Origin of the sequence: Pseudomonas sp. G11-1 (assembly GCF_024031555.1) — a bacterium.
Taxonomy (GTDB): Bacteria; Pseudomonadota; Gammaproteobacteria; order Pseudomonadales; family Pseudomonadaceae; genus Halopseudomonas; species Halopseudomonas bauzanensis.
The window spans coordinates 778,028-791,450 of the sequence record NZ_QEYQ01000002.1; the positions used below are offsets into that span (position 1 = coordinate 778,028).

General features: G+C 62.5%; 10 protein-coding genes. 7 read left to right on the top strand and 3 right to left on the bottom strand.

The window, feature by feature from the left end; all coding sequences use genetic code 11:
* Positions 1 to 86: 86 nt before the first annotated feature.
* Together DHB74_RS09675 and DHB74_RS09680 are read left to right on the top strand one after the other, a co-directional pair.
* A complete protein-coding gene (locus DHB74_RS09675) occupies positions 87 to 995 on the top strand; it encodes a hydroxymethylglutaryl-CoA lyase (RefSeq protein WP_074780805.1) in 909 nt (302 codons plus the stop codon).
* A 12-nt stretch (positions 996 to 1,007) separates the two neighbouring features.
* On the top strand, positions 1,008 to 2,960 hold the full coding sequence (locus DHB74_RS09680) for an acetoacetate--CoA ligase (protein WP_499161299.1): 1,953 nt from the start codon (positions 1,008 to 1,010) through the stop codon (positions 2,958 to 2,960).
* Between the two features lies 1 nt (position 2,961).
* Here the strand turns inward: DHB74_RS09680 and DHB74_RS09685 are convergent, their stop codons facing one another.
* The 3 genes from DHB74_RS09685 to DHB74_RS09695 are packed head-to-tail and all read right to left on the bottom strand — an operon-like array spanning position 2,962 to position 5,946.
* Positions 2,962 to 3,840, bottom strand: coding sequence for a cache domain-containing protein (locus tag DHB74_RS09685; RefSeq protein ID WP_499161300.1), 879 nt, complete (start codon positions 3,838 to 3,840; stop codon positions 2,962 to 2,964).
* A 40-nt stretch (positions 3,841 to 3,880) separates the two neighbouring features.
* A complete protein-coding gene (locus DHB74_RS09690; RefSeq protein WP_499161301.1) occupies positions 3,881 to 4,735 on the bottom strand; it encodes a 3-hydroxybutyryl-CoA dehydrogenase in 855 nt (284 codons plus the stop codon).
* A 26-nt stretch (positions 4,736 to 4,761) separates the two neighbouring features.
* Positions 4,762 to 5,946, bottom strand: a complete 1,185-nt coding sequence (locus DHB74_RS09695) for an acetyl-CoA C-acyltransferase family protein (protein ID WP_499161302.1) — start codon at positions 5,944 to 5,946, stop codon at positions 4,762 to 4,764.
* Positions 5,947 to 6,218: 272 nt separating this feature from the next.
* On the opposite strand from DHB74_RS09695, the gene DHB74_RS09700 reads away from it, so the two are divergent.
* From DHB74_RS09700 to DHB74_RS09720, 5 genes are all read left to right on the top strand, one after another.
* A complete protein-coding gene (locus DHB74_RS09700; protein ID WP_499161303.1) occupies positions 6,219 to 8,315 on the top strand; it encodes an acetate--CoA ligase family protein in 2,097 nt (698 codons plus the stop codon).
* Between the two features lie 14 nt (positions 8,316 to 8,329).
* Positions 8,330 to 9,499 carry an acyl-CoA dehydrogenase family protein gene (locus DHB74_RS09705; RefSeq protein WP_499161304.1) on the top strand — a complete coding sequence of 390 codons (1,170 nt, stop codon included), beginning with the start codon at positions 8,330 to 8,332 and terminating at the stop codon, positions 9,497 to 9,499.
* Positions 9,500 to 9,512: 13 nt separating this feature from the next.
* Entirely contained in the window at positions 9,513 to 10,691 is a 1,179-nt protein-coding gene (locus DHB74_RS09710; protein WP_499161305.1) for an acyl-CoA dehydrogenase family protein, read from the top strand.
* Positions 10,692 to 10,724: 33 nt separating this feature from the next.
* Positions 10,725 to 11,543, top strand: a complete 819-nt coding sequence (locus DHB74_RS09715; protein WP_499161306.1) for an SDR family NAD(P)-dependent oxidoreductase — start codon at positions 10,725 to 10,727, stop codon at positions 11,541 to 11,543.
* 108 nt (positions 11,544 to 11,651) lie between these two features.
* Positions 11,652 to 13,394, top strand: a complete 1,743-nt coding sequence (locus DHB74_RS09720; protein ID WP_499161307.1) for an FAD-dependent oxidoreductase — start codon at positions 11,652 to 11,654, stop codon at positions 13,392 to 13,394.
* Positions 13,395 to 13,423: the final 29 nt, after the last annotated feature.

A 13,423-nucleotide genomic window follows, 5' to 3' on the forward strand; every position in this document is an offset into this window, starting at 1 on the left:
TGTTCGATAACCGCACACTTTCAATAGCCGCCCGGACCGCCGGGCGCCGCTATACTCTTCGACATGCTTGGCTGCCGGAGATAACGATGCCCCTACCCCACCACGTACGCCTGGTTGAAGTCGGCCCGCGGGACGGACTGCAGAATGAGCGCCACCCGATCAGCGTGACGGATCGCGTCCGGCTGGTGAACGATCTGACGGAGGCCGGCGTCAGCCATATCGAGACCGGCAGCTTCGTCTCGCCGAAGTGGGTGCCACAGATGGCTGATTCCGCAGCGGTGTTCGCCGGCATCATGCATAGTCCTGGCGTGCGTTACACCGCGCTGGTACCCAATCTGCAGGGTCTGCAGGCAGCTATCGGCGCCGGCGTGACGGAAGTGGCGGTATTCGCCGCCGCTTCGGAAGGTTTCTCCCAACGCAACATCAACTGCTCGATCAGCGAGAGCCTGCAGCGCTTCGCACCGGTCATGGCTGCAGCCGAGCGCCAGGACATCCGTGTACGCGGCTACATTTCCTGTGTGCTGGGTTGCCCGTATGACGGCGCCGTCGCTCCGAGCCAGGTCGCCAGCATCGCCGCCGAGCTGATCGCCATGGGCTGTTATGAAGTATCCCTCGGTGACACCATCGGCGTGGGAGTGGCCAGCGCCACCAGCCGACTGATCGACCGGGTCGCCGCACAGGTGCCCCCGGGGCAGCTGGCGGGGCATTTCCATGACACCTACGGGCAGGCATTGAGCAACATCTACGCCGCCTTGCTGGAAGGCGTCAGCGTATTCGACAGCTCGGTCGCTGGGCTCGGTGGTTGCCCCTATGCCCCTGGCGCCAGCGGTAATGTCGCCAGTGAGGATGTGCTGTACATGCTGCAGGGCATGGGTATCGACACTGGTGTCGATTTGCAACGACTGGTTGCGGCCGGCCAGCGCATTTGTGATGTGTTAGGCCGCCCCAACGGCTCCAAGGTAGCCCGTGCCCTGCTGGCCCACGAACAGGAATAAGGAGAAATGGCCATGCCACAACCGCTATGGTCACCGACCAGAGATGCCGTCGTTCGGAGCCGCATGGAAGCCTTCCGCATCCAGGTGAATCAGCGCTGCGGGCTGCATCTGGCGGGCTATGACGAGCTGCATGATTGGAGCATTCATGAGCGCGCCGACTTCTGGCAGGCGTTGGCGGATTTCTTTGCGGTCGAGTTCCACACCCCCGCCCAGCAGGTGCTTGAGGAAGGCCCTGCCATGCCGGATGCATGCTGGTTTCGCGGTGCCACACTGAATTATGCGGCCCATTTGTTACGACGCAAGGATGACCAGCCGGCATTGATCAGCATCAGCGAAGCTGGCGTGCGCGAGCAACTGAGTTTTGCCGAACTGAATGCCCATGTGGCTGGCTTGCAGCGCAGCCTGGTAGCTGCCGGCATCATGCCCGGCGACCGTGTTGCCGCCATCCTGCCCAACGGGTGGCAAGCGATAGTCGCCATGCTTGCCACCACCAGCCTGGGTGCGGTGTGGTCATCCTGCTCGCCGGACTTCGGCGCGCAGGGTGTTATTGACCGTTTTGGCCAGATCGAACCCAAGGTATTGATCGCCTGCAGCGGTTATCACTATGCCGGCAAGTCCAACGATCTGACCGACCGGCTCACCGAAGTGCTGCGCCAACTACCTACGGTCGAGCAACTGATCCTCGTGCCGGGCCCAGCCGGGACTCAGGGACCGCATCCCGACTGTATCCAGACGGTTCAGCATTGGGCGGAGTTCTATCAGCCCGGCGGCGCACCGCAGTTCCGCGCCCTGCCCTTCGATCACCCCTTGTATATCCTGTATTCCAGCGGCACCACCGGTGCGCCCAAATGCATTGTCCACCGCAGCGGCGGTGTCCTGTTGCAGCACCTCAAGGAGCTTGGCCTGCATACCGACCTGCAAACCAGTGACCGGCTGTTCTACTACACCACCTGCGGCTGGATGATGTGGAACTGGCTGGCCTCCGGCCTGGCGGTCGGCGCCACACTGGTGCTTTATGATGGCTCGCCGTTTCATCCGCATGAATCCCGGCTGGTCGACCTGATCGACGCCGAGGGTATCAATGTCTTCGGTGTCAGCGCCCGGTATCTCGCTGCCCTGGAAAAGGCCGGCATACAACCGGCATGCAGCCACCGCCTGGGCAGTCTGCGCAGCATTCTCTCCACCGGCTCGCCGCTATCCCCGGAGGGCTTCGACTATGTCTATCGCGACATCAAAAGCGATCTGCGCCTGTCCTCCATCTCCGGCGGTACCGATATCGTCTCCTGCTTCGCCCTCGGCAACCCACTGCTGCCAGTCTGGCGTGGCGAATTGCAGGGCCCGGGCCTGGGCATGGCCGTGGAGGTATGGAACGAGGCCGGCCAGCGGGTAGTCGGAGAGAAAGGCGAGCTGGTCTGTACCCGGCATTTTCCGTCCATGCCGTTGGGGTTCTGGAACGACAGCGACGGTAGCCGCTACCGCGCCGCCTACTTCGAACGTTTTCCCGGCATCTGGGCGCATGGGGACTATGCCGAGCAGACCGAGCATGGCGGGCTGATCATCCATGGCCGTTCGGATGCAGTGCTCAACCCGGGCGGCGTGCGCATCGGCACGGCGGAAATCTACCGGCAGGTGGAACGTATCGAGGAGGTGCTGGAATCGGTCGCCATCGGCCAGCAATGGCAGGACGATGTGCGGGTAGTGCTGTTCGTACTGTTACGCGGCAGCGTGGAACTGGATGAGGGGTTGCAACAGCGGATCAGATCGGCAATCCGCCAACACGCAACGCCACGCCATGTGCCGGCACGTATCCTGGCGGTGAAAGACATTCCGCGCACCCGCAGCGGCAAGATAGTCGAACTGGCCGTGCGCAATATCGTGCACGGCCAGCCGGTGAAGAACACTGAAGCCCTGGCCAACCCGGAAGCGTTGGATCACTTCCGCAACCGGGTCGAGCTGGAGCAATAACTTACTCGGCGCTGGCTTTTTCGCCGTTGCCGTTATTGGGCTGGTAGTAACCCACCGCCACCAGATAGTTGCCGACCTTGCGCGCGTAAGCGTGCTTGTGCTCGGTATCCCCGGTGATGGGATGCTTCCACTGGTAATCGAACTCAGCTGTTTCATTGGCCGCAAGCTGGTCCAGTGCTTCCTGGCCAAAGGGCTTGCCGACCCGATCCGCCAGCGAGCCGAAGTCCCGACCGACCAGCCGCAGGTTGGAGCCATGGGCGACGAAGCGCTGGCTGTCCAGCTCCACAACGAACACGTAGAGATCGTCCTTGTAGAAACGCTGGTCCAGTGCGTTGATAGCATTGAAGGTGTCCCGCGGATTGCTGTTCACCGCCTCGGCGGCAGTCTCCAGCAGTTGCAGCGCCTGCTCGGAACTGGCCCGCGGCTGGTAATAGCCCACCGCCAGAACGGTGTCGCCGACCCGCTGGAAGTACACATGCTTGGTGATCTTGCGGCCACCGGTATTCCAGTTGCCCCATGGGTAATCCGCTTCCAGGATCTCACCACTCTCCGGCTGGCTCAGTGCCTGCTCGAACTTGGGTTTGAGCTCGTCATCGATGGTATTCATGATGTCCCGCCCGATCAGCATCACCGACGGCCCGCCGCTGGCCAGCATGATGCCGTTGGTGTTGATCGCGAAGACATAGAGGTCGTCCTTGACGAAGGGCCCCTGCCGGCTGAACACGGCCAGCGCCTTGTCACCGTTTTCCTTGTAATAGTCGACGGCTTCGGTGAGCAGGGCACGGGCTTGCGCGCCTTCCTCCTCGGTCTGCGCCTGCGCCGCCCCGACTACCACCCCCGCCCATAGAAGCACGAATCCCACTGCCCACTTTCTTAGCATCGCGTTTATCCTCGGATCGCTGTCAGTTCGCTACACAGTATTAGCCAGAATAGGGGTAAAAACCACGTCCCGCCTTTCTGCCCAGATAGCCCGCTTCGACCATTTCCCGCAGCAGCGGTGCCGGTCGATACTTGCTGTCGCCAAAGCCGGTGTAGAACACCTCCATCACCTGCAGCAGGGTATCCAGGCCGATCAGATCCGCCAGCGCCAACGGGCCGATCGGATGGGCGCAGCCCAGGCGCATGCCCAGGTCAATGTCCTCGGCACTGGCGATGCCTTCCTGCAGCACGAAGATGGCTTCGTTGATCATCGGCACCAGAATGCGGTTGACCGCAAAGCCGGGACTGTTGCGCACGCTGACCGCGGTCTTGTTGATGCGGCTGACAAACTCGCTCGCCGCCGCGTGCGTCTCTTCGGAGGTCTGCAGCCCTGCGATCAGTTCCACCAGCAGCATCACTGGCACTGGATTGAAGAAATGCATGCCGATGCAGCGCTCGGGGCGGCTGCTGACGCTGGCGATCCGGGTGATGGAAATCGACGAGGTATTGGTGGCGATGATGGCGTCCGGCCGAACCACTTCATCTACCTGACGAATGATGGCTTCCTTGATCTGCAGCACTTCGGTGGCCGCCTCGATCACCAGGTCGGCATTGGCCAGATCTGCCATCGCGGTAGAGGTACGCACCCGCGCCAGGGTCTCTTCCTTCTGGCTTTCCGACAGCTGGTCCTTGCGCACCAGACGGTCCAGGCTGCTGGCCATGGTGCCCATGGCGCGGTCCAGCGCCTCGGCGGAAATATCCACTAGAGTCACCGACAGACCGGCTGCGGCGCAGACCTGGGCAATGCCGTTACCCATGGTGCCGGCGCCAATTACTCCCACTTGCTGAATTGTCATTGTTCTCGGTTCCTGTAAGACGTTGATCAGACTCGTTCGAAGATGGCGGCGATACCCTGACCGCCCCCGATGCACATGGTGACCAGCGCGTAGCGACCACCGGTACGCTGCAGCTCATGGATGGCCTTGACGCTGATGATCGCGCCGGTTGCGCCCACCGGATGACCGAGGGAGATGCCGGAGCCGTTGGGGTTCACTTTGGCCGGGTCAAGATCCAGCTCCTGGAGCACGGCGCAGGCCTGGGCGGCGAAGGCTTCATTGGCTTCGATGACATCGATGTCTTGCAGACTCAGACCAGTGCGCTGCAGTACCTGACGCACCGCCGGTACCGGGCCGATGCCCATATAGTCCGGGTCCACGCCAGCATGGGCATAGCCCACCAGCCGCGCCATCGGCGTCAACTGCAGCTCCTTCACTGCTTGCTCCGATGCCAGCATCAGAGCGGCAGCGCCATCATTCAGGCCGGAGGCATTGCCAGGAGTGACCGTACCGTTCTCAGCTTGGAATACCGGGCGCATGCCGGCCAGTTGCTCAGCGGTAACGCCGGCACGGACATGCTCATCGACCTGGAACAACTGGGTGCCTTTACGCGACTTGATCTCTACCGGCACGATCTGGGAGGAAAAATACCCCTGTTCAATGGCATTGGCGGCGCGGCGCTGGCTTTCGGCCGCCAGCTCGTCCTGGGCCTGGCGCGAGATGCCATAACGGCTGGCCACGTTTTCCGCGGTAACGCCCATATGCATGCGCTTCCAAGGGTCGTGCAGGATGCCATTCATGTAATCGAGGGCTGCGGCGTCGCCCAGACGGCCACCCCAGCGCATGGCCGGCAGGATATAAGGCCCGCGGCTCATGCTTTCCGCACCGCCACCCACTGCCACCTCGGCATCGCCGAGCATGATGCTCTGGGCCGCTGACACCACGGCCTGCAAACCGGAGCCACACAGACGGTTGACATTGAAGGCCGGCGTTTCCTTGGGAATGCCCGCATCCATGGCGGCGACGCGGCTGAGATAGGCGTCCTTGGGTTCGGTCGGAATGACGTTGCCCATGACCACATGGCCGATCTGGTCCGGCGCTACACCGGAGCGCTCCAACGCGGCTTTTACCGCAATGGTGGCCAGGCTGCTGAGCGCCGTATCCTTGAGGGTGCCACCAAAGGTTCCTATCGCCGTACGCGCCGCGCCGACCACGAATACTGTTCTTGTCATTCTTTTTCTCCCGATACAGATTTATCTTGCGAGCTAATCATGAGCGTGCAATAACCGTCAACACGGACTCTATTTTACAACCCCTCCTGCCCAACGCACCAGTATGGTTGCGCTGCACCCTCACCATTCTTCCACACTGCGGAAGATATGAGAATTTTTCCAGCGACTTGTTGCAAGCTCCGGAAATTCTGGTCACTATATTAAAAAAGCGGTATGGACTGTTTTATTTGTAGTCGTACCACGCCCAGCCAGAATAACAATGAGGTTCATGCATGTCGCATCGTTTGTCTGCTCTGCTCAGTCCTTCTTCGGTCGCACTTGTCGGTGCCAGCAATAACCCGGCCCGGATCGGCGGCATGCCCCTGGATCTGCTCCGGCATTTCGGTTATGCCGGCCAGGTATATCCGGTCAACCCCAAGTATGACGAGGTCTTCGGCTTCCCCTGCTATCCGGATATCGAATCCGTGCCGGCAGCACCGGAGCTGGCCGTCCTGGCCATCGGCGCCCAGGATGTCACCGGCATGTTGCGCCGTTGCCACGCCAAAGGGGTTAAAGCTGCCATCGTCTATGCGGCGGGCTTTGCCGAAATGGGCGGGGATGGTGAAAAGCTGCAGGCCGAGATGGAAGCCTTTGTCGCCGAAAGCGGCATGGTGGTCGCCGGCCCCAACTGCATGGGCTTCGCCAACCTCAACCTGAACCTGTATACCGCTTTCGCCTCGGTATTTCGCGCCGTGCCGCAGCAACAGACGCCCGGCCGTGTCAGCCTGGTCACCCAGAGCGGCAACGTCTGCTCCGCCGTATTCGCCCTGCTGCGCGAACAGGGGATTCCGGTCAGCCACTTCATCAATACCGGCAACGAAGCCTGTGTCGAATACTCCGAGTATCTGGAGTTCCTCGCCCAGGACCAGAACACCGATTGCGTGGTGGGCTATGTGGAACAACTGCGCAACGGCGAGCGCTTCATTGATGTGGCGCTGCAATTCGCCGAAGCGGACAAGCCGCTGATCCTCTACAAGGTCGGCGACACCGAGAAGGGTTCGGAAGCCGTGCGCTCGCACACCTCGGCCCTCGCCGGTAACCAGGCGCTGTACAAGGCCGGCCTGAAGCAATTGAACGTGATCCAAAGCAACGACTTCGCGCAGATGGCCGACCTCGCCATGCTCAGCGGTTTCCGCCATCGTGCGGGTGGCAAGCGGGTAGCGATCATGACGCTCTCCGGTGCCCTGGGCGCCATCCTGGCCGACAAGTTCATTGGAGCCGGCCTGGATGTTCCTACCCTGCCCGATGATGTGCAGCAGACCCTGCGCAACGGTATCCCCGACTATGGCATGGTGTCCAACCCCATCGATGTGACCGGCAACATCGTCAATAACCCGGATTTCGTACGCTCGGTGTTCGAAGCCCTGGCGGAAACCGACTCCATCGATACCGTGGTGGTCTACGCCTCCGGCTCGCTGCTGGATCGCATGGCTGATCCGCTGCTGGAGATCTGCGCCAGGTACCCCCGCCTGTTCGTGGCCATCGATACCGGCAAGGCCACCTGCCGTGACAAGCTGGCAGCCGGTGGTGTACCGGTATTCACCGATATCGGCCGTGCGGTGCAGGCGCTTTCCCCGTTCTGCCACTGGCTGGCCGGTCGCGAGCAGGTAGCCCGCTGGGCGGCACTGCGGCAGACCTCGGTGGCGGTCGAGTCCCACCAACTGGAGCGGCTCAACGAGTACCAGACCAAACAGCTGCTGGGTCGCTTCGGCGTACCGGCGGTGGCTGAACAACCTGCTGCCAGCGCCGAGGAAGCCGTCACCGCGGCCCAGGCCATTGGCTACCCGGTGGTGTTGAAGATTCTCAGTGCCGACATTGCCCACAAGACCGAAGCCGGCGGCGTCAAGCTGCGACTGCAGAACGATGATGAGGTGCGCAGCGCCTTCGCCGAGATCATGGAGTCCGCCGGTCGCTACGATCCCCAGGCGAAGCTCGACGGGGTGTTGGTCCAGAAGATGTCAGCCGGCATTGCCGAACTGATCGTCGGGGTCACCCATGACGACGTATTCGGCCCGGCGCTGACCGTCGGTCTCGGTGGTGTGCTCACCGAGCTCTATCGCGACGTCAGCCATCGCCTGCTGCCGGTGGATGAGTCCTTTGCCCGGGACATGCTCGGCGAGCTCAAGGCTTTCCCGCTGCTGGACGGCTTCCGCGGTCGACCAAAGGCAGATGTGGATGCCGCCTGCAAGGCAATTGCCGCCGTGTCCGCCGCTTCTGCCCGCCTGGGCAGCGCGGCCGATGAAATCGAAGTGAACCCGCTGCAGGTCAAGGCCGTCGGTGAAGGCGCCGCAGCGGTCGATGCACTGCTGCTCAGCAAGACCACTGGCTGACAGGGAGAATCATCATGTTGCTTGCCCCTACCGATTTGCAGGACATGATCGAGAGCAGCGTTCTCGATTACCTCAAGCATGAATACGACTTCATCGCGCGGGCCAATAGCCTGGCCGCGCCGAACGGCATCAACGCCACCGTCTGGCAGAACTTCGCCGATATGGGCTGGCTCGGCCTGCCGGTCGCCGAAGAAGACGGTGGTATCGGTGGCGGTCCGGTGGAGGCCGGCCTGCTGATGCGTGCCTTCGGCCAGCATCTGGTGGTGGAGCCCTACCTGGCGTGCGTGCTGCGGGCCACGCGCCTGCTGCAGCAGACCGCCAACGCGGCGCAGCAGGCCCAGTGGCTGCCGGCGCTGGTTGCCGGCGAGAAGCGTCTGGTACTGGCCCACGAAGAACGCTTCGAATCCAACCCCTGGGGGGCTCGCACCACGCGGGCAGCCCGTGACGCCGGTGGCTACGTGCTGACCGGGCAGAAGGTGCTGGTAGCCGGTGCGCCCGGCGCCGATGCGCTGATTGTCAGTGCCGAGCTGGAAGATGGCAGCTGTGGCCTGTTCCTGCTCGAGCCCGATACCCCCGGCCTGACGCTGACCACCCAGCGCACCCTGGACAGTGCCCACGCGGCGGATCTGAACCTGAATCAGGTGCGGGTCGTCGATGATGCGCTGCTGGGGGAACCGGCCAGCAACCAGGCGGTACTGGACGAAGTCATCGCCGCGGCCATCATCGCCGAATGCTGGGAGGCCACCGGTGCCATGCAGGCCGCGCTGGAACAGACCGCCGCCTATGTGCGCGAGCGCCAGCAATTCGGCAAGCCGCTGTCCAGCTTTCAGGTTGTGCAACACCGGCTGGCGGAAATGGCCGTTGCCTGCGAAGACAGCCTGTCGGCCTGCCAACTGGCGGCCCTGCGCAGCCAGGACGATCCCACCTGCGCCAGACAGATGGCCGCGCTGGCACGCTCCAAGGTGGGCCGCTGCGCCCGCGAGGTATCCCAGGCCGCGGTCCAGCTGCATGGCGCCATGGGTGTTTCAGAAGAGTTGATGGTTGCCAGCCTGTTCCGCAAGCTGCTGGCCTTCCATCAGCAGCACGGCACCACCGCCGCCTTCACCGCAGCCTACGGCAATCACATGCTCGAGACCGGCACCTGGCGCAGCAGCCAGGTCCTGCCGGCTCAGGCCACAGAATGACAAGGACAACACGATGAATCTGACACTGACTGCAGAAGAACAGGCTTTTCGTGAAGAAGTCCGGGCCTTCCTTCGGGACAACCTCACCGAGGAGCTGCGCCAGGGGCAACGTTTTACCAGCGGCGTCTATCCGGAGCCCGAGATCAGCGGCCCCTGGCAGCGCAAGCTGAACGAGCGAGGCTGGCTGGTGCCGCTGTGGCCCACCGAGCTGGGCGGTACCGACTGGACTGCCGTCCAGCGTTTCATCTTCGAGAGCGAATGCGCCCTGGCCGGCGCCCCGCTGGTGCATCCCATGGGCGTGCGCCTGGTCAGCCCGGTGATCATCCGCTTCGGCACCGAGCAGCAGAAGCAGCATTACCTGCCGCGCATCCTGTCCGGTGAAGATTACTGGTGCCAGGGTTTCTCCGAACCGGGCGCCGGCTCGGACCTGGCCTCGCTGAAAATGCGCGCCGTTGCCGACGTTGACGACTACGTGCTCAACGGCTCGAAGATCTGGACCACCCAGGCCCATCACGCCAACATGATGTTCGCCCTGGTGCGCACCAGCACCGAAGGTCGCCGTCAGGAAGGTATCAGCTTCCTGCTGATCGACATGAATACACCGGGTATCGAGGTCCGCCGCATCGACACCATCGGCGGCGACCATGATGTCAACGAGGTGTTCTTCACCGACGTTCGCGTGCCTCAGGCCAACCGGGTTGGCCCGGAGAATGCGGGCTGGGACTGCGCCAAGTATCTGCTCGAGTTCGAGCGGGGCGCCGGCATCTTCAGTGGCCGGCTGCGCTCGCAGCTCAAGCGTATCGGCGAAGTCATCGAGCAGTTGGCAGCCGAGGGCCAGGATATCCGCAACAACCCGCACCTGGTAAGCCGCTTTGGCGAGATCTGCGCCGATATCGACAGCTTTGAAATGATGGAGCTGCGCATCATGGGCGGCCTGCAACCCGGCCAGAATCCCGGCCCGGTCTCTTCCATTCTCAAGCTGCGCAACAGCCGCATGAAGCAGACCATCGCCGAGTTCGGTGCGGAGATTCTCGGCCACGAAGGCTTGCGCTGGCGGGCAGGCGAGATCGACACGTCCTCGACCATGTCGGTGCTGATCCCTGATTACCTCAACAGTCGTGCCTTCACCATCTTTGGCGGCGCCTCCGAGGTACAGCTGAGCATCATCGCCAAGTCGGTGGTGGGTGTCTGAACACTCTCCAACAACAAGAAGAAAGGTAAGCATATGAGCCATCTGCAAGGTAAACGCGCACTGATCATCGGCGCAGCCGGTCGCGACAACATGGGCCAGGTCATCGCCCGTCGGCTGGCCCGGGACGGCGCCAGGGTCTTCGTCAGTGGCCGCAACGAGGATGAGTTGGCGCGCCTGAGCGAAGAGCTCCAGGGCGGCTACGCTACCTGTGATATTACCCAGCGCCAGGACGTAGAGCGCCTGGCCAACGCCTGTGTCGAGCAACTGGGCGGCATCGATATTGCGGTCAATGCCACCGGCTGGGGGCTGCTCAAGCCGTTCGAGCTGACCAGCGATGAAGAGCTGGAGCGCATGTGCCAGCTGCAGTTCACCGGCCCGTTCAAGTTCTTCCAGGCCGTTCTGCCCCACATGGGCGAAGGCGGCTCACTGGTGCAGATATCCTCGGCTACCGCCACCATCATGCTGGAAAATCATGCGGCTTATATGGGCACCAAGGCGGGTTTCGATCATGTGATCCGCTGCCTGGCCAATGAATACGGCCATCGCGGCATCCGCGCCAACTCCATCTCCCCCGGCTTTACCGAAACCCCGATGACCGCTGCCGCCGCAGCCATTCCGGGGATCAAGGAGGTCTACCAGGCCTGCTACCCGCTGGGGCGCCTGGGTACCGCCGAGGATATCGCCGCCGCCGTCAGCTGGGTCAGCAGTGATGAGTGCTTCATGACCGGGCAGAACCTGCAGATCAATGGCGGGCTGACGCTGCGGCGCAATCCGATGCTGGCGGAAGTGGATGCGGCGGCGATCAAGGCCACCGGCAAACCACGACCGCGTCCGTGGGAAAGTAACAAATAACAACAATGTTAATGGTCATTAATCATTTCCACGGCCAGCCGCTTCATTGTATAAAGCAATCCGGACTGTTTTTTAGAAAATCATAATTACAACAAGAGGTTTTACTCTATGAGCGATGCAGACGATCGTATAGACCTGGGCCGCAGAAAGCTGCTGGCCGGCACCACAGTCACCGCCGTCGCCCTCGCCTCGGGTGTTGCCATCAGTGCCCCGGCCATGGCCGCCAGCAAAAAACGCGAGTGGGCCATGGAGGCCGACGTGATCTGCGTGGGCAGTGGCGCTGCCGCCTGCGCCGCGGCTGTTACCGCGACGCACCTGGGCGATCAGGTCATTCTGCTGGAGAAGTCACCGATTTTCGGTGGTACCACCCGCCGCTCCGGTGGTGTCGCCTGGATCCCCAACAACTTCACCCTGAAGCAGAACGGTCAGTCTGACGACGAAGCCAAGTGCCTGCAGTACATGGCCCGCTACGCTTACGCGGAGCGATTCCAGGCAGATAGTCCGACCCTCGGTCTGGAACCACGGGAGCTCGCCCTGCTCCAGGCTTTCTACCGTAACGGTGCCAAGGCGGTGAATACCTTCCAGAAGCTGGAAGCCAGCCATTTCATCCGATTCGAACTGCCCGGCGGCGTCGGCCCCTCGGCCGACTATGCACCCAGCCTGCCGGAAAACCACCTGCCCAAGGGCCGCTCCATCTGGCCTGATCCCGCCGTGAACGGCGGCCGCGGCTCGGCCATCGTCGACGGCATGATCGCCTGGGTCCAGGAACTGGGCGGCAAGACGCTGACCGACCACCCGGTGGTCGAGCTGATTCAGGAAGAAGGTCGCGTGATCGGCGTGGTCGCGGAGCATCAGGGCCAGCGCCTGAACATTCGTGCGCGTAAGGGTGTGATCTTTGGCACCGGCGGCTTTGCCCACAACCCGGAGCTGACTCGTCGTTATCAGCGCGCTCTGTATGGCGCCTGCGCGGCACCGGGCAGCACCGGGGACTTTATCGGCATGGCTGCGCAGGCTGGCGCCGCACTGGGCCGGATGGATAGCGCCTGGCGCAGCCAGGTGGTGCTGGAGTCAGCCCTGCAGAATTCCGTGGTCGGTGCGGCGGTCAATATCCCGCCAGCCGATTCGATGATCCTGGTCAACAAGCTTGGCCAGCGCGTGGTTAACGAAAAGCGCAACTACAACGACCGCACCCGCATCCATCAGGTATGGGATGCAGTCTCGGTCGACTATCCGAACCAGTTGCTGTTCATGGTCTTCGATCAGCGGGCAATGGACGTGTTCGGCGGCAACTACCCGATTCCGGCGGACATCCGTGAGGTCGGTTATGTGATCAGCGGCGCGACCCTGGCTGAACTGCAGGTCAAGGTGCAGCAACGCCTGGATTCGCTGACGGACAAGATTGCCATATCGCCGCTGGCCACCGATTTCGCTGATCGCCTGGGCCAGACCCTGGAGCGCTACAACGCGTTCGCCCGCAACGGCAAGGATGACGACTTCAACCGCGGCGGCCACCCCGCCGAGATCGAGTGGCAGGCGTATTTCTCCCGCCCCCGCGCCGGTATGGAAGATCAGGTCGGCGACATGCCCAACGCCACCATGCACCCCTTTGCTGACAAAGGTCCCTACTATGCCGTGATCATTGCTCCGGGTGCGCTGGACACCAACACCGGCCCACTGACCGATGAACATGCCCAGGTACTGGACGGCAATGGCCAACCGATTCCCGGTCTGTTTGGGGCGGGCAACTGCATTGCCAGCCCGACCGGTGAGGCGTACATGGGTGCGGGTGGCACCATCGGGCCGGCGCTGACCTTCGGTTATATCGCGGCGACCACCGCGCATAAAGGCTGATCAACGTCCCACTCAACCTATACAACTTA